This window comes from Nostoc sp. ChiQUE01b (assembly GCF_034531255.1).
Taxonomy (GTDB): domain Bacteria; phylum Cyanobacteriota; class Cyanobacteriia; order Cyanobacteriales; family Nostocaceae; genus Nostoc.
Genome location: NZ_JAVRBM010000046.1, coordinates 35,063 through 58,804 on the forward strand (window position 1 = coordinate 35,063; position 23,742 = coordinate 58,804).

The 23,742-nt window shown below is 40.5% G+C and carries 21 protein-coding genes and 1 pseudogene; 13 read left to right on the plus strand and 9 right to left on the minus strand.

Annotated features, from left to right (window positions below):
• The first annotated feature begins 46 nt into the window (after positions 1–46).
• Together RMY63_RS25875 and RMY63_RS25880 are read left to right on the plus strand one after the other, a co-directional pair.
• Entirely contained in the window at positions 47–1,450 is a 1,404-nt protein-coding gene (locus RMY63_RS25875) for a ferredoxin:protochlorophyllide reductase (ATP-dependent) subunit N (protein ID WP_322731446.1), read from the plus strand.
• A 198-nt stretch (positions 1,451–1,648) separates the two neighbouring features.
• Positions 1,649–1,912, plus strand: a complete 264-nt coding sequence (locus RMY63_RS25880) for an AbrB/MazE/SpoVT family DNA-binding domain-containing protein (protein ID WP_322731447.1) — start codon at positions 1,649–1,651, stop codon at positions 1,910–1,912.
• A 40-nt stretch (positions 1,913–1,952) separates the two neighbouring features.
• Here RMY63_RS25880 and RMY63_RS25885 read toward each other — a convergent pair whose 3' ends face one another.
• On the minus strand, positions 1,953–2,219 hold the full coding sequence (locus tag RMY63_RS25885; protein ID WP_322731448.1) for a hypothetical protein: 267 nt from the start codon (positions 2,217–2,219) through the stop codon (positions 1,953–1,955).
• Between the two features lie 61 nt (positions 2,220–2,280).
• Between RMY63_RS25885 and RMY63_RS25890 the strand changes: the two genes are divergently transcribed.
• Positions 2,281–2,427, plus strand: coding sequence for a hypothetical protein (locus tag RMY63_RS25890; RefSeq protein ID WP_322731449.1), 147 nt, complete (start codon positions 2,281–2,283; stop codon positions 2,425–2,427).
• Between the two features lie 140 nt (positions 2,428–2,567).
• On the opposite strand, the gene RMY63_RS25895 is transcribed toward RMY63_RS25890, so the two are convergent.
• Positions 2,568–2,900, minus strand: coding sequence for a XisI protein (locus RMY63_RS25895; protein ID WP_322731450.1), 333 nt, complete (start codon positions 2,898–2,900; stop codon positions 2,568–2,570).
• Positions 2,901–3,155: 255 nt separating this feature from the next.
• Here RMY63_RS25895 and RMY63_RS25900 point away from each other — a divergent pair, with 255 nt between their 5' ends.
• Positions 3,156–5,780: a U32 family peptidase gene (locus tag RMY63_RS25900; protein WP_322731451.1), complete on the plus strand. Its 2,625-nt coding sequence runs from the start codon at positions 3,156–3,158 to the stop codon at positions 5,778–5,780.
• Here the strand turns inward: RMY63_RS25900 and RMY63_RS25905 are convergent.
• Positions 5,775–6,398, minus strand: coding sequence for a Uma2 family endonuclease (locus RMY63_RS25905; protein WP_322731471.1), 624 nt, complete (start codon positions 6,396–6,398; stop codon positions 5,775–5,777). The two genes, RMY63_RS25900 and RMY63_RS25905, sit on opposite strands and share 6 nt — an antisense overlap.
• 181 nt (positions 6,399–6,579) lie before the next feature.
• Between RMY63_RS25905 and RMY63_RS25910 the strand changes: the two genes are divergently transcribed.
• Positions 6,580–7,170 (plus strand): RNA-guided endonuclease TnpB family protein, encoded by a 591-nt coding sequence (locus RMY63_RS25910; protein WP_322731452.1) that lies wholly within the window; start codon positions 6,580–6,582, stop codon positions 7,168–7,170.
• A 234-nt stretch (positions 7,171–7,404) separates the two neighbouring features.
• Positions 7,405–9,003, plus strand: a complete 1,599-nt coding sequence (locus RMY63_RS25915) for an Hsp70 family protein (protein WP_322731453.1) — start codon at positions 7,405–7,407, stop codon at positions 9,001–9,003.
• 32 nt (positions 9,004–9,035) lie between these two features.
• Here RMY63_RS25915 and RMY63_RS25920 read toward each other — a convergent pair whose 3' ends face one another.
• The 4 genes from RMY63_RS25920 to RMY63_RS25935 form a co-directional block, all read right to left on the minus strand.
• Entirely contained in the window at positions 9,036–9,326 is a 291-nt protein-coding gene (locus RMY63_RS25920; RefSeq protein WP_322731454.1) for a type II toxin-antitoxin system prevent-host-death family antitoxin, read from the minus strand.
• Positions 9,327–9,491: 165 nt separating this feature from the next.
• The gene (locus tag RMY63_RS25925; protein WP_322731455.1) at positions 9,492–10,016 is read right to left on the minus strand and encodes a L,D-transpeptidase; all 525 of its coding nucleotides are present in this window, start codon (positions 10,014–10,016) and stop codon (positions 9,492–9,494) included.
• A 503-nt stretch (positions 10,017–10,519) separates the two neighbouring features.
• Positions 10,520–11,035, minus strand: a complete 516-nt coding sequence (locus RMY63_RS25930) for a L,D-transpeptidase (RefSeq protein ID WP_322731472.1) — start codon at positions 11,033–11,035, stop codon at positions 10,520–10,522.
• Between the two features lie 112 nt (positions 11,036–11,147).
• A complete protein-coding gene (locus RMY63_RS25935; protein WP_322731456.1) occupies positions 11,148–11,780 on the minus strand; it encodes a bifunctional 4-hydroxy-2-oxoglutarate aldolase/2-dehydro-3-deoxy-phosphogluconate aldolase in 633 nt (210 codons plus the stop codon).
• A 275-nt stretch (positions 11,781–12,055) separates the two neighbouring features.
• On the opposite strand from RMY63_RS25935, the gene RMY63_RS25940 reads away from it, so the two are divergent.
• The 4 genes from RMY63_RS25940 (at position 12,056) to RMY63_RS25955 (ending at position 15,768) form a co-directional block, all read left to right on the plus strand.
• On the plus strand, positions 12,056–12,322 hold the full coding sequence (locus tag RMY63_RS25940) for a hypothetical protein (protein ID WP_322731457.1): 267 nt from the start codon (positions 12,056–12,058) through the stop codon (positions 12,320–12,322).
• Between the two features lie 937 nt (positions 12,323–13,259).
• Entirely contained in the window at positions 13,260–13,532 is a 273-nt protein-coding gene (locus tag RMY63_RS25945) for a GlsB/YeaQ/YmgE family stress response membrane protein (protein ID WP_322731458.1), read from the plus strand.
• A 605-nt stretch (positions 13,533–14,137) separates the two neighbouring features.
• A complete protein-coding gene (locus RMY63_RS25950) occupies positions 14,138–14,920 on the plus strand; it encodes an ABC transporter ATP-binding protein (RefSeq protein ID WP_416212550.1) in 783 nt (260 codons plus the stop codon).
• Between the two features lie 68 nt (positions 14,921–14,988).
• Positions 14,989–15,768, plus strand: coding sequence for an MBL fold metallo-hydrolase (locus RMY63_RS25955; protein WP_322731460.1), 780 nt, complete (start codon positions 14,989–14,991; stop codon positions 15,766–15,768).
• Between the two features lie 83 nt (positions 15,769–15,851).
• On the opposite strand, the pseudogene RMY63_RS25960 reads toward RMY63_RS25955, so the two are convergent.
• Positions 15,852–16,565: pseudogene (locus RMY63_RS25960) on the minus strand (IS1 family transposase).
• Between the two features lie 73 nt (positions 16,566–16,638).
• Positions 16,639–17,676, minus strand: a complete 1,038-nt coding sequence (locus RMY63_RS25965; protein WP_322731461.1) for a mechanosensitive ion channel family protein — start codon at positions 17,674–17,676, stop codon at positions 16,639–16,641.
• Between the two features lie 111 nt (positions 17,677–17,787).
• Between RMY63_RS25965 and RMY63_RS25970 the strand changes: the two genes are divergently transcribed.
• From RMY63_RS25970 to RMY63_RS25980, 3 genes are read left to right on the plus strand one after another with little or no spacing between them, the layout of a single operon-like run.
• Positions 17,788–18,705 carry a histone deacetylase gene (locus RMY63_RS25970; protein ID WP_322731462.1) on the plus strand — a complete coding sequence of 306 codons (918 nt, stop codon included), beginning with the start codon at positions 17,788–17,790 and terminating at the stop codon, positions 18,703–18,705.
• 50 nt (positions 18,706–18,755) lie between these two features.
• Positions 18,756–19,127 carry a hypothetical protein gene (locus tag RMY63_RS25975; protein ID WP_322731463.1) on the plus strand — a complete coding sequence of 124 codons (372 nt, stop codon included), beginning with the start codon at positions 18,756–18,758 and terminating at the stop codon, positions 19,125–19,127.
• 21 nt (positions 19,128–19,148) lie between these two features.
• Entirely contained in the window at positions 19,149–23,630 is a 4,482-nt protein-coding gene (locus tag RMY63_RS25980; protein WP_322731464.1) for a translation initiation factor IF-2 N-terminal domain-containing protein, read from the plus strand.
• Positions 23,631–23,742 lie beyond the last annotated feature (112 nt).

Genomic DNA, 23,742 nt, shown 5'->3' on the forward strand with positions numbered 1-23,742 from the left:
AACTCCTAACTTCTAACTTTAAATATCAAGGGGAGAAAAAACCAAAATGACTGTCGCTCAACAACCAGAAGCTTTAAACTTTGAGTGTGAAACTGGGAATTACCATACCTTTTGCCCAATTAGCTGCGTGGCGTGGTTATACCAAAAAATTGAAGATAGTTTCTTTTTGGTGATTGGGACAAAAACTTGTGGCTACTTCCTGCAAAATGCGATGGGGGTGATGATTTTTGCTGAACCCCGCTATGCAATGGCAGAGTTGGAAGAGGGCGATATTTCGGCACAGCTGAATGATTATGAAGAGTTAAAGCGGTTGTGCTTGCAAATTAAACGCGATCGCAATCCTAGTGTAATTGTTTGGATTGGTACTTGCACTACCGAAATTATTAAAACCGATTTGGAAGGTTTGGCACCGAAGCTAGAATCTGAAATTGGGATTCCCATCGTTGTAGCGCGGGCAAATGGTCTAGATTACGCCTTCACCCAAGGGGAAGACACAGTATTAGCAGCAATGGCTAACCGTTGTCCTGATAAGGCTCCGGTGGCGGAAACAGAGAAGAACGAGCGTAATGCGATCGCAAAACTGCTCAACTTTGGTAAGAAGAAAGAAGATGTCGCCCAAGATGAATCTGAGTACGTAGATCATCCACCACTGGTTCTCTTTGGCTCCCTTCCCGACCCCGTGGTTACTCAGTTAACCTTGGAACTGAAAAAACAAGGCATCAAAGTTTCCGGCTGGCTACCCGCGAAGCGCTTCACTGAATTGCCAGTACTGGAAGAAGGGTATTATGTTGCTGGTGTCAACCCCTTCCTCAGCCGTACAGCTACCACCTTAATGCGCCGCCGCAAGTGTAAACTCATTGGGGCACCCTTCCCGATTGGCCCCGATGGCACTCGCGCTTGGATTGAGAAAATCTGCTCGGTGTTTGGTATTACTCCCAAGGGTTTGGATGAACGGGAAGCACAAATTTGGGCAGGCTTGGAAGATTACGTGAAACTAATTCGCGGTAAGTCTGTATTCTTTATGGGTGATAACTTGCTGGAAATTTCCCAAGCAAGATTCTTAATCCGTTGTGGGATGACTGTTCACGAAATCGGCATTCCCTACATGGATAAGCGCTATCAAGCTGCTGAGTTGGTGCTGTTGGAGAAAACTTGCCAGGAAATGGGTTCACCCCTACCAAAGATTGTGGAGAAGCCGGATAATTACAATCAACTTCAGCGAATTTATGAGTTGAAACCAGACTTGGTAATTACTGGTATGGCTCACGCGAATCCGTTGGAAGCACGCGGTATTAATACTAAGTGGTCTGTGGAGTTTACTTTTGCTCAAATTCACGGCTTTACGAATGCGCGTGACATTTTAGAGTTGGTGACTCGTCCGTTGCGTCGGAATAATAATTTGAAAGATTTGGGTTGGGATAAGTTGGTGAGAGAAGAAGCGAAAATTTAGATTTGGGTTTGGATTGAGCAACAGCATAATAGTATGTTAAGGGCGAACTTTTGGGTTTGCCTTTTTTTTTACGTAGACGCGGAGCGGCTTGCCGCAGGCTACCGCAGAGGCGCAGAGAAGCAGAGGAAGAGGATAAATGGGGATAATCAAAAATGCTAAAATTTTTATATTACTCTTAGTTTTTTACTTCTTAAGTTAATGGAAATTACCAAATTCTCTCCTCAAGGACAAGTAATTATTCCCCAATCTTTGCGGGAAGCTCATCAATGGGAAGTAGGTCAAGAATTTATTATTATTGATATGGGTGATGGAATTCTTTTAAAGCCTAAGAAACTTTTTCCAGAAACTAAATTAGATCATGTAGCAGGCTGTTTAAAATATCAAGGAAAACCTAAAAATCTTGAGGATATGGACAATGCAATTCGCCAAGGTATAGAGGAATCGTGGCATGATTGCAGTTGATACAAATATAATTGTTAGATTTTTGACTCAGGATGATGAATTACAGTTTCAAAAGAGCAGTGATTCCTAATTTAGATATTGCTTGTACTTCTGTTTGGTAAGATTTAAAACGGTAATGGGTTTCTATCATAGATTCGACCGCTTCCATAACTTTAGGAAGACGTTTATCTGCTTCCTGTTTTAAATCCTTATGATCTGGGCCGAACCAACCTCCTTGAACTTCATCACGAGTTAAAATTGCTGGCGGGAGTGAATCTACCCATTTATATGTAGAATATAACTGAAATCGGAAAGTAATAAAAAACATCTGCTCAAAGCATTAGAAAATGTAGAAGCAAAAAAACTAATTTATTTTGATTTAGATGAATATGAAAAAAGTTATTACCGAACTATTTTTGGAGTCACTACCTGATGCTGAGGTTTTGGCTATGTATGATATGCAAATGGAACCTGAACAGCAAGAAATAAGTTTTGAGCGAGCTGTTAGCGCGTCATCGAGAGGGATAAATAAATGATTTAGAAGTTCGTCAACTAGATGAACTTATGCAAGTCTACCGACGTGGCTTGATAAGTAAAGCCAGAGCATTAAAAGTGGCTGTTGAACGTGGCTTGATATCTCCTCTCAATCAGCGATCTCTATTTTTAATAAATTCAATTAACTAATAGCAAAGTCTGTATATTTTCGTACAGATGGTAATTGAAAGCCTAAAACAATATCCTCTTTCGGGACACCTAATTCAACCAATTCATTAGCAATTCCTATTTCTGTTCCATTTTGCTGAATCCAGATTTTCTCGTTAATAATATCTACATGGAGAACAGGCCCATATATGCGGTCTTGCTCGCGCCAACCTACATAAACTAATTGATAACGCTCGTGTTCTATATCAAAAATTGTCTGCGCTTGAATACGATTATCCCAAACAGTACTAGCGTGTTGTTCCAGCAAATTCTTAATATATTGTCGATATACTTCTAGCTTTGCCATTAGGCGATCGCCTCGTGTTCAATATTATAAATTAGTAAACAGAGCTGATTAGTTTTAATTACAGATTGGATAAATGGAAAGATAAAAAACTTTTTTAACTAAATTTAATATAGTTCTGTTTCTTCTCGCCTGTCTACTTACTCCAGATGCAGAGGAGAAAAGGATTGAATGAACCGCAAATGAAAGAGCGATCGCCCCATTCCCCAATAACTTCGATAAAATCACTATGGTGCTAGTTAACCCTCCCTAAATTTGATGAAAAGCGATTGCTCCCCTTCTCAACTCTCCCTTCAACGTCCTGAACTACTTGCACCAGCAGGTAATTGGGAATGTGCTAAAGCTGCGGTGGAAAATGGGGCAGATGCGATTTACTTCGGTTTGGATCGGTTCAACGCCAGAATGCGGGCAGAAAATTTTACTGAGGCGGACTTACCTCAATTAATGACATTTCTGCACCGTCGCGGCGTAAAGGGTTATGTCACTGTCAACACACTAATATTTTCCAAAGAACTAGCAGAAGCACAGCAATATCTCCGCACAATTATTGCAGCTGGTGTGGATGCGGTAATTGTTCAAGATATTGGTATATGCCGTCTCATCCGTCACCTCTCGCCCGATTTTCCCATCCATGCTTCTACGCAAATGACGATCACCAGTGCGGCTGGGGTAGAATTTGCTAAGTCTCTTGGTTGTCAATTGGTGGTGCTGGCGCGTGAATGTTCTCTCAAAGAAATCAATAAAATACAACAGCAGATTGCCCTACAAGAAACTTCGCTGCCCTTGGAAGTTTTTGTTCACGGTGCTTTGTGCGTAGCGTATTCCGGTCAGTGTTTGACTAGCGAGGCTTTAGGCGGACGTTCTGCTAACCGAGGTGAATGTGCCCAAGCTTGCCGGATGCCCTACGATTTAATCGCCGATGGGGAAGTTGTAAACTTAAAAGAACGCAAATATATACTCAGTCCTCAAGACTTAGCAGGGTTAGATGTTTTGCCCGATTTAGTGAAATCAGGAGTAACTTGTCTCAAAATTGAAGGTCGCCTGAAAGCTCCAGAATATGTTGCTAATGTCACCCGTGTTTATCGGCAAGCTTTGGATAGTGTAATGACTGAATTGCAAAGACCTAACCCCTCTTTGCCTACAAGGGAAGGGGGAAGAGGTCAATCAGACCAAGAACATTACAACCTAGAAATGGCATTTTCTCGCGGACTCTACACGGGCTGGTTTGGCGGGATTAATAATCAGGAACTAGTTCATGCCCGTTTTGGTAAAAAACGTGGGGTTTATTTAGGTGAAGTCAGCCGCATTCACAACGAAGAGGTAACAGTCAAATTGGAAGCGCCTGTAAAACCAGGGGATGGAATTGTATTTGACTGCGGTCATCCAGAGGCGAAGGAAGAAGGCGGGCGAGTTTATGGGGTAGTGTCCAAAGGTAAGGAAAGTGTGCTGACCTTTGGTCGAAATGACTTGAACCTGCGCCGAGTGCATATAGGCGATCGCATTTGGAAAACCAGCGATCCAGAACTCGATAAGCAACTGCGTCAGAGTTTTGCTGGCGATAACCCACAATTTCAGCGTCCGATTGGCTTGGAAGTTTATGGAGAAGCTGGTCAGGCGTTGATTGCGATCGCCCGCGATCAACTCGGTAATATTGTCCAAGTAGAGTCTGCAATTTCCCTAGTGGAAGCACACACCAAACCCCTAGATACAGACCGTTTACAAGAACAATTCGGTCGTCTCGGAAACACACCTTTTTGTTTGGGAACGCTAACCAACCACCTCAGTGGTACTTTTATGCTACCCGTCAGTGAATTGAACCGGATGCGGCGGGAAATCGTAGCACAGTTAGAAGAATTACGAAGTCAACCCAAACGCTGGCAATTACGTTCTAATGTTACCTTCCACAACTTACTCCCCTCCTCATCCCCCTCATCCCCCTCATCCCCCTCTCTCATCGTTCTGGTGCGAAACCTCAAGCAACTGCAAGCCGCACTGCAAGCTGGTGTTGAAACACTCTACTGCGAATTTGAAGATCCCCGCGCCTACCAACAAGCCGTACAGTTAGTACATCAACAACCCCAAACACACAAACAAAAATTTCTCCCTCATCCCCCTCATCTCCCCACTCCCCATTACCCCTTATCCCCAGAGGGGGCCCCACCATCCCCACTCCCCACCATCTGGGTTGCACCACCCCGAATTACCAAACCTGGAGAAAATTGGATTTTGCAGCAAGTACGTGCCTGTGAAGCAGATGGCTATCTGATACGGAACTATGACCAATTGCAATTCTTTGCAGCAGACCGTTGTATTGGAGATTTTTCGCTCAACGTTGCTAATCCTTTAACAGCAGACTACTTTCAGCAACACTTTGGTTTAGAAAGGCTGACAGCATCCTATGACCTGAATATTACCCAACTACAAGACCTGCTCACCAGTTGTCCACCCCAGTGGTTTGAGGTGACAATCCATCAACATATACCAATGTTCCACATGGAACATTGTGTATTTTGTGCCTTTCTCTCGACGGGTACAGACTACACTAACTGTGGACGACCTTGTGAAAAGCAGGAAGTGAAATTAAAAGACCGTGTAGGCAGCGAACACGTCCTCAAAGCGGATGTAGGTTGCCGCAATACTGTATTTAACGGCACTGCTCAAACCGGAGCCGAGTACGTACAGCGTCTGATAGAACTGGGATTACGTCACTTCCGCATCGAATTTGTGAATGAAACACCAGAGCAAGTGAGTAAAATAATACATCGCTATCATCAACTACTGCAAGGCGAGATTACAGGTTCCCAACTCTGGCGCGAGTTGAAGTTGCAAAATCAACTGGGCGTGACTCGTGGCCCTATGGGAGTGTCAGCACTGCGGTCATAATTGATTTTCTGAACGTCCAGCTTGAAAAATCTGTTCGGCGGTCAAGTTTAATTCTGGGAATATAGGAGATATGATGCGATCGCTTCCCCGAAACAGGTTAACTTGATATTCACCATCCACCAAATAATAAACCGAAATAGTCGGTTGTTTGGGATTACCTATATACCTTCTACCGCCCAAAGCTAAATAGTCAACAATCCAGTATTCAGGAACACCAAAAGTTTCGTAGTCAACCAGCTTGGATGCATAATCATCCCTCCAATTAGTGCTGACGACTTCAATAACTAGGGGAACCGACGCAGCTTGAGTAACCGTTGAGGACTTTTTCCACATCGGTTCTGACGAAAGATTCTTTTGATTTATCACTATAACATCAGGCGAATAACCTGATTCTTTGTCAGGAATCTTAACTAGTGCTTGCTTGGGTATGAGGTATGGGAGTTTTAATCGTTTGAACTCTAAAGTTATTTCACCAGCTAAAAAACCATTAATCTCTTCATGCTCTCCTACTGGCTGCATTTCAACAATTGCTCCATCGTGTAGTTCATAACATCCACCATCTGGCTTCCAATTGAGGAATTCTTCAAAAGCGATCGCTTTTGGTAAAGCTTGAAACATCACACTTACTCCTGATGATGATTCAGAGTTTAGCAAATTACTTGGTGTCACATCACTTGACCCTCAGATCCCCGATTTCTTAAAGAAGTCGGGGATCTAAGCCCACATAAAACCTCGTTAGAGAACGCCAAAATGAGGAATCCGGAAGATTTGGCAAAATTTTGTTTCTATTTTGGAAACAATGTCAATTCAGGTCAATGAACGTTATAAACTCACTTATAGAAAAGCTAAACACAAGTTAGCTAAACTTCAGAAACAATTATGTCGTCGCACCAAAGCAGGAAAGAATCGTGAGAAGATAAAACTCAAGTTAGCTAGATGTCATTATAGAATTAGTAATATCCGATCAGATAATCTACATAAATTAACTACCTATCTTGCTAAGAACCACGGTGAGGTATGGGTGGAAAATTTAAATGTGTCTGGGCTGCTCAAAAATCATAAACTAGCTGGTGCTATTAGTGATTGTGGCTTTTATGAATTTAAGCGCCAACTAGAATATAAAACCCAGTGGTATGGGTCTAAATTATGTTTGGTTGATAGATGGTTCCCATCGAGCCAGCTTTGCTCTAGTTGCGGTGCATCTCAATCAATGCCTTTATGCAAAAGACTTTATGAGTGCAAAGCTTGTAATCTGTCTATTAACCGGGACTTAAACGCGAGTATTAATATTTTAAATTACGCACGGATAGCTCAATCGTGCAAGCCTAGTGATGGCTCACTGCTCCCATGCTCCAAACTAGGAACTGAACTTCAAGACTACATTCATTAGAATTGAGTAAGTTTCAGAGAGCGGAAAGCAACCACAGCATATCAAGGATCACCGCAGACAATCTTCATCAATGGCGACCAAATAATTCGTAATTCGTAATTCGTAATTCGTAATTCATGGTTTCAAGCCCTTGGTACGATAAAGTACAGAGGATCGCAACTTACTTTCAAGTAAATAGAATAATTACAAATAAAGTAACTTTGGCGTCTTCGTGCAAGAGAATAAATATAAAATATGGCGATCGCAATCGATTTTGGTACTAGCAACACAGTCATTGCTCGTTGGAACCCCGTAACCCAGCAGCCAGAAACCCTGACTCTACCAGGTTTATCAATTAAACAAAGTCTCAATCCGCCACTGATTCCCAGCTTGGTTTATGTTGAAGACGCAACCCAAAATCAAGTCTTAGTCGGGCAACAAGTACGCGATCGCGGTTTTGACCTCAAAGGCGAAACGCGATTTTTCCGTAGTTTCAAACGCGGTATTGGTGCAGATATTCAAGGTTTCTTACCCGAATTAGATGGGCAAGTTGTCACCTTTGAACAAGTAGGGCAATGGTTCCTTACTCAAGTAATTGAACAACTAGCACCCTTGGAAGGTGGCTTAGATTCTCTCGTGTTAACCGTACCCGTAGACAGTTTTGAAGCTTATCGTCACTGGTTGGGAAAAGTTTGTCAAGCCCTTCCCGTTGAACAAGTGCGAATGCTGGATGAACCCACAGCTGCCGCCTTGGGTTATGGCTTGGCAGATCAAGAAATTCTCTTGGTGATTGACTTTGGTGGTGGTACTTTGGATTTGTCCCTTGTCCGGTTAGATCGAGGTGTCCAAGCAACCACCAAACCACTCGGATTTATCCTGAAGTGGGGTAATAAGTCTCTAGCTGAAGATTCAAAACAAAAAGTCAAAACTGCCCGTGTACTGGCGAAAGCTGGCCAAAATCTGGGCGGTACTGATATTGATAATTGGTTAGTAGATTACTTTGCCAAAACTCAAGAGTTAGCGGTAAGTCCTTTGACAACACGATTGGCAGAACGGGTAAAAATTCAGCTATCAACTCAAAACCAAGCTAGTGAAGTTTATTTTGATGATGAGACATTTGAAAGCTATGAACTGGAACTAAACCGCGACACTTTTGAAAATATCCTTAAAGAACACGCATTTTTTGAGTTACTAGATGAGTCGATGACAACACTGTTACAGCAAGCAAAACGGCAAGGGATAGAACTTCCAGATATTAATGCAGTTTTGTTAGTTGGTGGCACAGTGCAATTGCCAGCAGTGCAGACATGGATCAAACAGTATTTTGACCCAGAAAAAATCCGTTGCGAACGTCCCTTTGAAGCGATCGCTCAAGGTGCATTACAGTTAGCACAAGGGATACAAATCAAAGACTTTCTGTATCATAGTTATGGTATCCGCTACTGGGATCGTCGCAATCAGCGTCACAAATGGCATTCTTTAATTAAAGCGGGACAAGCATATCCAATGAGTCAGCCAGTGGAATTAGTCTTAGGCGCTTCTGTAGAAAATCAGCCCAGTATTGAACTAATTATAGGAGAATTAGGAGCAGATACAGGTAGTACTGAAGTTTATTTTGATGGCGATCGCTTGATTACTCGCCGTCTCGACAGTAATGAAACCAGCGTCAAACCCCTCAACGATCAAGAAGGCGCGAGGACAATTGCCCAACTGACACCAGCCGGATATCCTGGAAGCGATCGGATCAAAATCCTCTTTCAAGTTGATGAGCAACGCTTTTTGCGAATCACCGTTGAAGACTTGTTAACGAATGACACGCTGTTGGAAAATCAACTTGTGGCACAGTTGAGTTAATTAACTCGTGCTAATTCGCTGATAATGTTAGGTCACACAGAAAAGTCATCGATGGCATCAGCGAAGGGGCTAGGACGGTCTTGGCGGGAGGGTACTTCAAGGATATAGTCTTCCTCAGCAGCTATCTGGCGTAATTCTTTGAAGGCATCAGCTAAAGACATCTTTTCGTGCTGCTTGCGCCAAACTAAGAATTCCTCGAACATCTCAGCCTTCACAACAACCGCTACTAATTGATTCTGGTTGTAGATGCGTTGTGGTTCTTTGGTTACGGCATTAATCAGTTCGGAGAATCTCTGTTTGGCTTCGGCAATTCTCCAGTTCATCAAAGGAAAAATTGCAGATTATTAGACTTCTTGCATAAATCCAAAATAAGAACCCCACCCCGCCTTTAACTTACGTCAAAGTCTCCCCTCCCCGCTTGCTCTTAGGGGCTGGGGGTGGGGTGTTAGGGGACTTTTGCAAGAGGTCTATTGATTACGAATTACCGATTATTTCCGCACCACTACTAAAGTTCCTGTTGAAGCCCAGTTGTAAAGATTACGAGCTTGCTTAACAGGTAAATTTACGCAACCGTGACTAACTGGAGTCCCAAAACGATTATGCCAATAAGCGCCATGAATGGCATACCCTCTGTAGAAATACATTGTGTAAGGAACGTCAGGAATGTTGTAGCCTCTGCCTCGCATCCGGTGAATACGATACTTAGAATTAATCCGAAATCTACCTATGGGTGTAGGAGTCGATCGCTTACCTCCAGAAATGCGGTATGAATGAACAAGTTTATCACCTTGCCATGCACGTAAACGTTGTTCTGACAAATCAATTTCAATCCAGCGAGGTTGGCTAATATTATTAGTGCTGTTTTGATCGACTGAGGTGGCTGTTGCTGTAGTCGAGTTGGGTATACCTGTAAGCGGTGATGACCAAGAGAATAAAGTCACCACCATCAGCGCCACACCTGTACAAAAAGTTCCTGAAGAACGAATCCCACCACGGCGAATCCAAGTTTGCATTATGCCTCATCTTCTAAACTACGCAAAATCATCAAGTAAAGTAATTTTTTGGAAAACTACAAATTTCCAGATCGACTACTTGCTTTCTGTAGAGGATTTACGCAATTCATCCGCTAATGCTTCTCAACACAAGTCCTAAGTTAATCCGCATCCAATTTGCACATTTGTCATTTGTCCATAATTAAATGATGAGTTTTAACTAGTGACTAATGACCAATGACTAATTACAAAGGACATTCTTGACAAAAATCTGTCATTTAAATGCTTAAATACAAACTTTCCCCAAGTTCATATTTACATTTGTAATTTCATAAAGTAATTGTCAGGATTTCCGCTTATTTATTGGGCATAATAGTTGAATGCCCTTTTCTAGATTTTATTTCAAATTCAGTAATTACGACTCCGAAGATTCCCAGCATAAAATCTTGCTGGGAATCACTTAATTGTCTTGATTTGTTGTTATTTATGATTTTAACTAAATTGCCTTTTGGCTGCTTCACCTATTATTTATGAATGACTATTGGTGTCCCTACCGATGCCCACTTGAATAGCCATTTTGCATGTTTAGGCGCGATATTCACACAGCCGTGGCTCACTGGAGTACCAAATCTCTTATGCCAATAAGCTCCATGAATAGCGTAATTACCTTGGTAAAACATTGCATAAGGAACGTTGGGAACATTGTAGTCTTCTCCCTGCATCCGCGTAGTTTTAAACTTGGATTGAACCTTAAAAGTACCAACAAGAGTAGGAGTGGCTTTTTTGCCAGAGGAAATAGCACTTCCATAAACAACTTTGTCACCTTGCCAAGCTATTAATCGTTGCTTTGAAAGGTTAATTTGAATCCAGCGCTGATCTGATTGTTGTAATGTCTGGATTTTTTGTGCAATCACTTGATTTTTGGAATTCGCCCAAACTTCACTGGTTCCAGTAGTAGTAAAAACACTTAAGGACAGTGCTGTACCAGTGAGGATTATTTGTAGGCGACGCACCCACTCAGGAGAAATTTGTCTTTTCATTTTAGATACACTCACACTCAAATTATCGGGTCTAGAGAAACCCATCGGTTTTCACCTTTATTTCCCTATCTATTACTTTAATAGACGTGAATTTTGATGATTTGATTCTAAGTTAACCTAACTGTTGCATTAGATTTTTTGCCTGAGTTGCGATCGCTGACCAATTTCCCTCTGTGACAAGCTTTTGGGGAAATAATTCTCCGCTCAAACCGACAGCGATCGCTCCAGCTTGCAAAAATTCTTTGGCATTTTCTAGAGTCACGCCGCCAGTAGGAATTAAAGGAATCTCACCCAGCGGCCCTTGCAAACTTTTGATATAACTAGTCCCTCCCACTGCCTGCACAGGAAACACTTTTACACAACTAGCACCCTGACTCCAGGCGGTAACAATTTCTGTAGGAGTCAGCGCTCCTGGTATGATAGGCACATTTTTTTCTTGTGCTGCTTGAATCATTGCCGAATCAACGTGGGGTGTGAAGAGGAATTGCGCCCCAGATGCGATCGCTTCTTGTAGCTGCTGCACATTAAATAGCGTACCAGTGCCAACGATACAGGCTGGTAATTCCGAACGTAATTGACTGATTAATTCCCCAGCGCGATCGCTATTCCAGGTAATCTCAATTAGCTGCATTCCCCCAGATGCTACAGCCATTGCCATTTGTTGTCCCATTTCGATTTGAGGAGCACGGATAACTGCGATCGCTCGGTGTTTTTGCAACTGTGATAACCAAATTTCATTAGGCATTGTAAAAGGGACTGGGGAAGGTGGGGCCCCCTCTGGGGATAAGGGGTAATGGGGATTAGGAACTGGGTGTAAAATCGCTCATATTATGGTGGTTGCTCATTACCCTCCACATTTTTAATGCTAATGCCCAATACCCTATTCCCAATTCCTAATGCTCTTAAAACTTGCTTATTGCATCAAGCTATGAGATATTACATATAAATAACATAAAGTCTATCGTATTACCGTAGTTTAAAATTCATGCCTCAGTATTTGGGTCTAAAGGAGTAATTAAAATGACAATTGCACAACAAAACACAGCAGCATCCTTACCAATCACTATTTACGATTCTGAAAGCGCTAATATAACTAACTTATGGAAGCTTGTGCGACTAGGTGCAAATGACTTTAGGTGGCGCACTAAGGCATATACAACGATTCTGGGCGTTATGCTGCTAACCTTAGTAAGTCTGATTTTTCTAAGTATTCATTGGTATTACCGCAGACTGTTCCTATTTCTCAGTCATCAAGTTATTGGTAGCGATCGTAGGATAAGCAATTAAACCAATTCGCAATTCGCAATTCGCAATTACGTTTTGTAACGGGGATTTAACCCCGACACAAAACCTGCTGTCTATAGAAGAGACAGGGGACTTAAACCCCCAAACTTTGTTAAAAACAGGATTTATGCAAGATGTGCCTGAAAACCTGATTATTGCGTAGCGGTAATTCATGAATTACCGCTACTTTCGTTATGTTTTGCGTAAGTCCTAAAAAATTAAAAACTAGACATGAACTTGCAAAAGGATAGGCGATCGTCTCAATCGCCTAATCTTGCTTGCTTTACATTACTTTAGAGACAGTCTCTAAAAACTCAGCTTAATTCTTCTAGTAGAGGAGAGAGCTAATTAAAAATGCATATACTGCAATTACCAAGCAATAGTTTGTATAAGCCCCTAGTTAAAGACCTACTAGGAGCTTTTTTTAATTGACTATCTACCTCAAATGGGTCATATATAGCAATACGGTTCAGTTAAGGAAATTTATCCGTTGAGGCAGGCAGGGGGAGCAGGGGATGCAGGGGAAGCAGGGGGAGAAAAAAAAGCTTATCTGAACCGTATTGTCATATATAGGACTAATATTTGATTTTTGCGAAGCTAGGTACACCTTTATTCCTTCTTCCCAGTCCCCAGTCCCCATTACCCCTTATCCCCTTCAGGGGCCCCACCTTCCCCAGTCTCTACGAGTAATTCTCCGAATCAAATCGGATTGCTATAGCATTGGTCAGACAGCTTAAGACATTGGCAAATCCTTAGAGAGCGGCTTATCCATAGCCGACTTGTCCTAAGCAGGATAGTAGCCGCAATATATTAAAAAATTTAGTAGCAATTAAACTATTCCTAATGGATATTCATAATTAATTCTGATGGTAGATTAAGTCACAAATGAAGATAGTTAATATATGCATGTAAGTCAAAAACGTTTACCAACTTAACAACAATGAATATTCTTGCTTGGATTGTTTTAGGTCTAATTGCTGGTGCGATCGCGAAAGCTATCTACCCTGGTCATCAAGGTGGCGGAATTCTAGGAACCATTTTGTTAGGAATCATTGGTGCTTTTGTTGGCGGTAGTTTAGGTGTATTTTTCAGTACGGGAACTTTAGCCCTAGCCGCTCCTAGTCTCAGTATTCCAGGTATTGCGGTAGCAGTTCTTGGTGCAATTGTTGCAGTTTTCTTGTGGAATTTATTAACCAACCGCAGCGCTGTATAAAAATTTGCGGTCAATCAATGACAAAGATTTAGCAAATTCATTTAACTATTTTTAACTGTGAATTAAATTAAAAAAATAGCGCCACCAGAATGACAGGAAGGCGTTATTTTTTTGATCATTTTGCAAAAAAATATTAAAATTAGCCTTAGTTTAATTAAATATAGCAAGGGACTGGGGACTGGGGATGGTGGGGTCCCCTCTGGGGATAAGGGGTAATGGGGACTGGGTGAAAAGTCTCTTTGTGTCTAGGTTTCATTATCTGTTAATGTCTTAACCACGTTGGCTGTTGCTATAACCCTCTTCTGTCACTCTCCGGGAGGGCAATCGCTAGAAGCCTTATGAGACAATCAATACAAGCTATACTATTAGAAAAAAATTGGTCTTGTATTTGTTATTAGAAAAGAATCGCGCGATGCCTGCGGTAAATGCTAGCCTACGCTTCATATACAAAAGCTCTAGAATTCATAAATGGCAAAAGTTTTCGGAGAGTGACAGAAGCGGGATAATCAAGCGGACATGATATTACCTACTTACAAAATCATCAAAATATTCTCTTAAATTTAATTATGTCAATGTCATTATTGAGCGATAATCTACATTACCAAATGTCAGCGCAAAATTTGACTTTGGGTTATGATAATATAAATGTTATTAAGAATTTAGATTTAGATATACCACGAGGAAAAATAACTGCTTTAGTTGGTGCAAATGGTTGTGGGAAATCCACTTTATTACGGGGTTTAGCAAGATTACTAAAACCTCGTGTTGGCACAATTTATTTAGATACAACAGATGTATTTAAGCTATCAACAAAAGATGTTGCTAAAAAATTAGGAATTCTTACCCAAGGCCCCGTTGCCCCAGAAGGATTAACCGTTCGAGATTTGGTAGCTTGTGGAAGGTTTCCTTATCAAAAATGGTTGCAGCAGTGGACAAAAGAAGATGAAAAATTAGTAGAACAAGCGTTAGAAATTACTGGGATTAAATACTTGGCAGAACGCGAGTTAGATACTCTCTCTGGTGGACAGCGACAACGTGCTTGGATTGCAATGGCATTAGCTCAAGATACGGATATTTTATTGTTAGATGAACCAACTACTTTTTTAGATTTGGCGCACCAAATAGAAGTTTTAGATTTACTGTATGATTTGAATCAAAACCAGCAACGAACGATTGTCATGGTGTTACATGATTTGAATCATGCCTGTCGTTATGCTGATTATTTGGTAACGGTGAAAGAAGGTCAAATTTTTACTGTTGGCGAACCTAATTTGGTGATCACTGAGAAGATGGTAAGGGAGGTGTTTGGATTGGAATGTCGGGTTATCCCAGACCCGGTTTCTGGTACACCGATGTGTATACCAGTGGGAAGAAAGGGGAGAAAATAGAAAATTTTCAGTTACCCTCAAAGCTGACACGATTGATAATGAAGGTAGGCGTTATCTTTATAAAATTTATGTTTTTAACTTGGTTAGACAGTAACTCTTGGCTGCTGGAAATTGGTAATAAAAGAATATTAATTGACCCTTGGCTGGTTGGTTCGTTAATTTTCAGCAATTTGGATTGGTTGTTTAAAGGTTCGCGATCGCAAAATCGCCCAATCCCAGATAATATTGATTTGATCCTGCTATCTCAGGGTTTAGAAGACCACGCTCACCCACCAACGCTCAAGCTGTTAGATCGCAGCATCAAGGTTATAGCTTCTCCCAATGCAGCTAAGGTAGTGCAGCAGTTAGGCTACACCCAATTAACAGTATTAGCTCATGGTGAAACTTTCACTTTAAATAATCAAATTGAAATCAAGGCTTTCCCCGGCTCTCCAATTGGCCCCACTTTGGTAGAAAATAGTTATCTCCTCAAAGAATTGGAGAGTGGTTTAACTGTATACTACGAGCCTCACGGGTATCATTCCCCAGAACTTCAGCAAGCTACACCTATCGATGTAGTGATTACACCGTTTATTGATATGACACTACCTTTGCTTGGGTCGATTATTAAAGGACAAAATAGTGCTTTAGAAGTCGTAAAATCATTACAGCCTCAAGTAATAATACCTACAGCGGCTGGTGGAGATGTGGCGTTTGAGGGATTGTTGATGAAATTGATTCAGACTAAAGGAACTGCTGAGGAATTTCGCTTGTTACTTGAGAAAAACAATCTTGCGACGAAGGTACTTGAGCCAAAACCAGGCGATCGCTTTGAATTACCATTAGAAAAACGAGCATTAGCAATCTAAGTCACAAACATGCTAACCCTGGATTTTTCCAATTCAGGGTAAAAAAATTTAAAAATTCCGGCGTTGCATAATGGCGGTATGAATCATTGCAAAACTGGAACATCCCAAAATTTTAGATAGTGAAGTAACAATCGAATTGAGTATCTCAGCATTTGTGCTGATTTGGAATAACATAGCGTCTTACGATGCAACCCTTGCAGGTAGTGTCGCAACCGGGTATTTTCACCCTCAACCCGCGTCATGTAAATCTTGCTCACAATCTGGTCGCCCTCTGGAATCAAGCCTGGATAGACCAACCATCCATCTGTGATCTAAAAATAGCACTGCCAAGTGCCCACGATATCCCATAACGGTTGAAAGGTTTCGGCGCTATGGTCGCCCAAGACCCAGGCTAAAATACCTTGTGTGAAGTGGTTCACTGCTGTCCAAAGCCAGATTTTGTTTTTTTTGAGCCGACGAATGTTTCTAGTTCATCAAGTTCACCAACTTCTGGAATTGTCTGTAGGTCGTAGGCATCAGGCAGTAGTTCTCCGACAAGTTTTACCCAAGTAATCAACGTCGTGTGATGCACACCTTTGACCCGTTCTATCCCACGAAATCCCATACCATTAAGATACATTTTCAGGCATTCCCGTTTCACTTCATCACTGTATCCTTGGGGTGGTTCGTAGCGATCAATGAATTGGCGTTAGCGGAGCGGGGCGGAACGCACTTCGCAATCACAGCAAATGTGATTCTTTACCTCTTTTTTTTCCGTTCTTACGGATACGGGACGACCCACAACGCGGACATTCCATCCAGTTTCACCTCAATTCATACCGCCATTATGCAACGCCAAAATTCCCTATAAAACACCTGCCTTAACAAGAGTTAGTCTGAATTTAATGCCGAAATTTTATTTACATTATTTGGTACATAAACCTCTCTGATGGGAAAAGGAATTTGAATTCCTGTTTGCTGATAGCGTTTGTGTAATTTCTTAACAAAAAGATGTTTACCCATACGCTGATCGAAGTATTCATTTACCCGCATATAAAGCGTAAAATCTATACTAAAATCATTAAAAGTATGAAATCTGATATATGGTTCATTTTCTTTTAATTCCGGTGCAATTTCTTGCATGACTTCTTTGGCAACTTCTACAGTCACTTTTTCAACTTGTTCCAAATCGCTATCATAACTTACACCTACATCCATTGTTAAAGTAATTTCCTTGGCGGGTAAATGATAGTTTATGAAAATTGCAGAAGACAACTTAGAATTAGGAACAATGACTACATTATTGGAAATTTCTTTAATTGTGGTATTCCGCCAAGAAATATCTATAACATATCCCTCATGTCCAGCATCTAATTTCACATAGTCTCCAGTTCTAACTTGCTTAGAAATAATTAAGTAAAAACCAGAAAATAGATTTGCAAGTGTGTCTTGAAGTGCCAAACCAACCGCTAAACCACCAATACCTAAAGTCGTGACTATCGGTGTAATTTGAACACCCACTGTTTGCAAGATGATTAATGTTCCCAAAAGGAAAACAGTAGCCTTGGCAAGGTTAGAAATTAGTGATGTAGGAACCCCTTCTGCTCTGCGAATATATAAATTAACAAAACCAGCAGTCAATTTGGCCAAGACTAAAGTTATTGAAAACAGAAATGCCATCGTCAGAATTTTTTGCAGTACGATGGCAACATTTGGCTTCAGGGGAGAACTCAGAACTGCCCAAAAAAAACCGCCAATGACAAACCAAAGAAAAGTCATCCGGTGTAGAGAGTGAAATATAATTCTACTCCCGGCAATTCGTTTATTATTAACAAATGTTTCTAGTTTTTTGAAAATAACTTTTTCACCGACTATTCCAGCCAGAAAGCCAGATAGAATAAACACTATCGGCGTAATCCATTCCATCATATCAATTTTAAATTTGGAATTTTAGATTTACAAGAGCAGCATTTTGGCTGTGATTATGGCTAAATCTTACCTTGTTATTTGCCGGATTACCTGCTTGAGATTTTCTGGACTATGGACTTGCCAATTATTTACCACTCAGATTACATTGCTCCCTTACCAGAAGGACATCGCTTCCCGATGTCTAAGTTCCGACAACTTTACGAATTGCTGTTAGCTGATGGTGTAGCTAATCAAGAACAATTTTATACCCCCGAACGTCCGCCCTTAGAATTGGTAGAGTTAGTCCACACTCCAAACTACGTTCAAGCTTACTGTAAAGGAACCCTAGAGGCCAAAGCACAGCGACGTATTGGTTTGCCTTGGAGTCCGGCATTAGCAAATCGTACCTGTGTAGCTGTAGGTGGTACAATACTCACTGCAAAATTAGCACTAAGTCAGGGTTTAGCTTGTAATACGGCTGGTGGAACTCATCATGCTTTTCCTAGTTATGGATCTGGTTTTTGTATTTTCAACGATATAGCGATCGCTTGTCGCGTTTTACAAAAATTCGGACTCGTTCAAAAAATCCTAATTGTCGATTTGGATGTCCACCAAGGAGACGGTACAGCTTTTATTTTTCAAGATGACGACAGTGTTTTTACTTTCTCCATGCACTGCGAAGTGAATTTCCCCGGTACTAAACAAAACAGCGATTTGGATGTTCCTTTGCCGGTGGGAATGGAAGATGACGCTTATTTGCAAACCTTGGCGAATTACTTATCAGATTTATTGTTTAAAGTCAAGCCAGACTTAGTATTTTATGATGCTGGTGTTGACCCTCATATAGGCGATCGCTTGGGCAAATTAGCCCTTACAGATGCTGGCATTTTTCGCCGGGAAATGCAGGTTTTGAGTACCTGTATGAGTAGCGGTTATCCCGTCGCCTGCGTCATTGGTGGTGGTTATGCTGATGACATGAAATCTTTAGTTTGGCGACACTCCTTGCTGCATCGCGCCGCTAGTGAAGTTTATCAGCAGTATAAACTTTGATACACCTGCTTGAGTTTTTTTGATTAATTTATTCTTTGAAAGTTCCTTAGATGAGCAAATTTAGAAAAGCAATAGCAGCAATAATATTGAGTTCATTGTTAGGAATTCCGTTTGCTATATTATCGTTATGGTATCAAAATCCTCCTGATTGTGAGCGATTCTGCTTCAGTGAACCATGTCCTCTCAATGCCTGTATAGGTGGTAATTCCTTAACAGCTGGGTTTCCATTCCCAATAGTGTATGACGATAATGCTGGCTCACCTGTACATGGTTGGGGGAGAATCGGAGTTGAAGATTTCCAAAATATAAATATTGGGGCATTTTTATTAGATACTTTGTTTTACGGTGTCACAATAATCATTCTTTTTGCGATTACAAAAATAATTTTTAAATCAGTAAAATATTCAAGACGGTTGGGCTAATAAGGACAAGGGCAATAGTCGATGAACAGCGGCAAACTCAGAATCTACGAACTAGCAAAAGAATTGAATTTGGATAGCAAGAAGCTATTAGTAATTTGTGAAAAACTCAAAATTGCAGTCAAAAGCCATACTAGTGCAATCTCAGAATCCGATGCAGAACGCATTCGTATAGCAATAAATAAACTAACAGCAAAATCCTCGAAAATTAAAACACACTCTGAAGATTGGGGCTATATGTTTATAGCTTCATCAATTGATAGCTTTATCCGCCATCTTGAAGGTGAAACTGCTCTGAAATCATATCCTGAATTTAGAGAGCGGCGCGATCGTGCCAATGAGTTAATGTTGGAATGTGTGGGTAAAAAACCTTCTCTGTTTTATGTGCGTCGCATGGGTGCAGGGAAAGAGGCAAGAGAGGAAATTTGGGATTTGACAATAGCAACAGACTCCGATGATTTTCAGTTACCTACAAGACTTGAGAAGCTCAAAAAAACATTAGGATTTAGAGCAGCTGTACCAAAAGATGGACGCGGCGGTTTAAAAATACTTTCGGCTCAGTTATTACAACCCTCACGGGGACACGCCGATAGCTATGCTATATCTTGTCGCTTGCGCTTGCTGCCTAATCATCAGCATCATCTCGACATTCCGCCGACGACATTGAAACGCATCGCAACCGCGCCAGTTTGTGGCGACCATGTGCCTACAGAAGATCAGCTGAAAGCTTGGAAAGCGTTTTTGCAAATTGAAGAAAAAATCGCTAAAGCGCGTCAATTTTGTGTGCGTTACGTAGGTCATAACTATAACTTTAAAAGGCGGATTAGTTTTGAAATTGATGTAGCCTCAGCCACCCTTGACGGTTTTTATCAAAATTCCCTCGATGTAGAAAACTTCTGGGAACGAGCAAGACGCATAAAAAACGAAGATTTAAAGCTTTTTGAAACTGCTCCCGTTGGCAAAAATTGGATTAGCGGTCGTCAATTAGGGACTGTTGAAGAAGTTGACCCCAACCGTTGTATCATCAGCCTCAGATTAGAACGCGACTTAGCTGAATTCATGGCAACCGAGCGTTATAAGTTACCAGATACAGGATTTTTGTGTTTTGAGGCAGTTGGTGATATTCAGCAGATTCAGCGCAAGAAAAAAGCTTTGGATGATTTGAATAATGGTTACACCCAAAATCCATATTTGGGCAACTTTTTATTCGATGCTTCTCAGGCTAGACAAATCAAAACAACTATCGAACTTCAACCACAAGATTTGTTATTATCTTCTGCAAATCCTGGTCAGAAAGCAGCAGTAGAAAAGGTACTTGCCGCGAAGGATATTGTTCTCATCCAAGGGCCACCAGGTACTGGGAAAACTACCGTAATTGCCGAGATTTGCTATCAAATTGCGCTTCGCGGTGGACGAACTCTAATCGCATCTCAAGCCAATTTAGCAGTAGATAACGCCCTAAGTCGATTAGTTCATAACCCAGTGATTCGGGCTGTACGCAAGGGGAGAGCCGAAAAAGTTGGGGAAGAAGGACAGCCTTTTCTAGAAGACCAAGTGATTGGCAAATGGTTAGAAAATACTGCCACTGACTGTGAAACTAATCTGACTCAACGGCTGGAGAATATCAAAAATTTCAGTCAATTACTGGCATCATTACAAAGATTCACAGCCTACTTCCAAGCAGAGGAAGAATTTAATCAGCAACATACTAAATTCAATAAAAATAAGGTAAAGCTAGAGGTAAACTTTCAAAATCAAGAAAAATCTTACAACGAAACTGTAGAAAAACATAACGAGGTTGAATCACTAATTGCAAAATTAAAAAATATATTAAATACTGCACCAAATATCAACTGGGAAGCTTCAGAAGTTACAGATTTTTTGCCAATTCTTAAGCCCTACACAGAAGGTAACAGTTTAGTAGAAGAATTTTTAGCAAATGTTCGTCAAACCATCAAATATACTGATGAACTTGGCTTTGTGCGTCCGGCGCTTGGTGCTTTTGGTTTAGCGGCTTGGTTGCGTGAAACTGTAACAAGAGAAATTTCTGGATTTAAAACTTCTTTGACTTATGCTCAAGAGGCAAGTAAAGCCATCTTAGAAGTTGCAGCATCAGTGGAGGTTGTCAAACAAAATTTCGCCTCGTTAAATCAGTTACAACCAGATTATCAGCAATATCTTACTAAATTGCAAAACATACAACAAACAATCCAGATATGGCAAAACCGCCAACGGGAAATAGATTATATTATCTCAGCAGTTAAGGAATGGAAATATACAGCACCTTCTCATCTCTATCAAACTTTAAAAGAATGTCATCAATCAGGTTTACCACTCACAGAAAATTTAGTTGACTTGCCGCTAGGTTTGTTGATGTTTGCTAATACATTAAAACTACCAATAGTACCAAATATTTATAAAATTAACCTACCTGAATGGGAAGTATTAGCAAAGGCGATCGCTTATGAAATAGACGGGGGTTTTATTGACAGACGGGGTAAACAGCATAATTTTAGCTATTTTTTACAAGAAAATTTTAGTCAGATTCCAATGGTGCTATCAAAGAGCGATCGCACTCAATGGCAAGAAACCTATCAACAGTTTAACAATTATCAGCTACTCAACCCCAAACAGCGAAAATTACTAGTTGAAAATACTCAAGTTTTTTTAATTAGAATGCAACGGAGTTATAGTGCATCATGGGAATGGAATAACATTGACTCTACTCTCACCTGCATTACACAAGAATTGCTAGATACTATTCTTGTAAATGCGCGTCAATGTGTTTTAAAAGTCAAAACGGAAACAGATCGACAACTTCAGTCGCTGCAACGACAACTAAATGAACTTCAAAAAAACGAAGTTAGCCAACAGCAAATATCGATTACTCAAGCTGAGGTAGAAAAAGCACAGCAGGATGCTAACTTCCAACTTGGACAGGTGATTAATATCTTACAAGAACTTAATCAACAAACAAATATACCTGCTCAATTACGTATTCTAGTTGAAAAATATCTGGCAACACAATCAAATATTTGGGAGCAACCCCAAGAGTTTACAAATCAAGTAAATTACTGGGAAACTTGCATCACTCAGCTTGAAGCTTTAATTTCATTATTAAAACCTTTTGCTGTGCTAGATACAATTAAACATTCTCTAAATGAGGATTTATTAAAGCTACAAGAAGAAACTGAAACTTCTTTACAGGAAGTTCAAAAACTACAAATAAATCTACGCGAACTAGAACAAAAATCACAACCACAGCCATCAAGAAACTTAAGAGAAGAACGAAACTGGTGGTTGAGAGAATGGCAAACTATACCTGATAAATTTAAACCAGAAAATTCTCAAGCCGACTTGTTTAGTATAGAGTTTTTACGCAAAGTCAATATTCAGTTTGAATCTTGGCAGCAACAACTTCAAAAAGACAAAACTTATCTGAATAAATATCAGAGTTTTGTACAAGATTGGATCGGGAAGTTAAGACAGCCAAATGAGCGCGACCGCGACGATTTAAGGCGGATTTATTTAGATAATGCTAATGTTGTTGGTATTACCTGTGTTCAAGCTGCAAATAGAGGTTTTTCTGAAGAATTCAAATCCTTTGATGTCGTCATTATTGATGAAGTTAGTAAGTGTACTCCACCAGAGTTACTAATCCCAGCTTTGAAAGGTAAAAAGTTAGTCATGGTAGGCGATCATCGGCAATTACCACCTATGCTTGATACTAGCACTTTAGAAGAAGTTGCTCAAACAATTGGCAATACACGAGACGAACTACAATTCTTAGAAGAATCACTATTTAAAAGTCAGTTTGAATCTGCTGATGAAAGCATCAAACAAATGCTAACTACACAGTATCGAATGCACCCATTTATTATGGGCGCAATCAATCAATTTTATGACGGTAAACTAGAATCTGGTATTTTGGAGCCAGATACAAAACGCGCGCATCATTTAGCAAACGAAATTATCCAAGAATCTCAGCATCTTATCTGGGTAAAAACGCCTATAGAAAATCAGTTTTTAGAGCAACGAAACGGAACTTCTTACTTTAATACTCCAGAAATTGATGCGATTGAACGTTTGTGTCATCAGTTTGAGAATACTTGGGCTTCTAAAGTTGCAAATGGTGAGCCAAAAAAAGAAATTGCCGTTATTACATTTTATGGCGCTCAATTAAGAAAAATTGATGAACGTCTACAATCTGAGCTTTTTCCTTCGCTAGAAATTCGTACTGGTACAGTAGACAGATTTCAAGGTATGGAAAGACCTGTTGTAATTGTGAGTATGGTTCGCAACAATAGTAAAGGAGATGTGGGATTTGCTAAGAAACCAGAACGGGTAAATGTTGCATTTTCCCGCGCTCAAGAACTGCTGATAATTGTGGGTTGTCATAATTTATTTACCCATCAATCAGGTAAAGTCGGAAGTATGTATTCGGAAGTTTCAAATATTGTAAGTCTTCATGAAGGTTTCGTTGATGTTTCTCGCCTCTTCAGCTAAACCTATTGATGGCAATCTTAATAATTGTATAGAAGAAATTGAAGCTATCTACTCGGCAAATTACCCTGTGTCAGTAGATATTAAGCTGTTACGCATTTAATTTGTATATTTA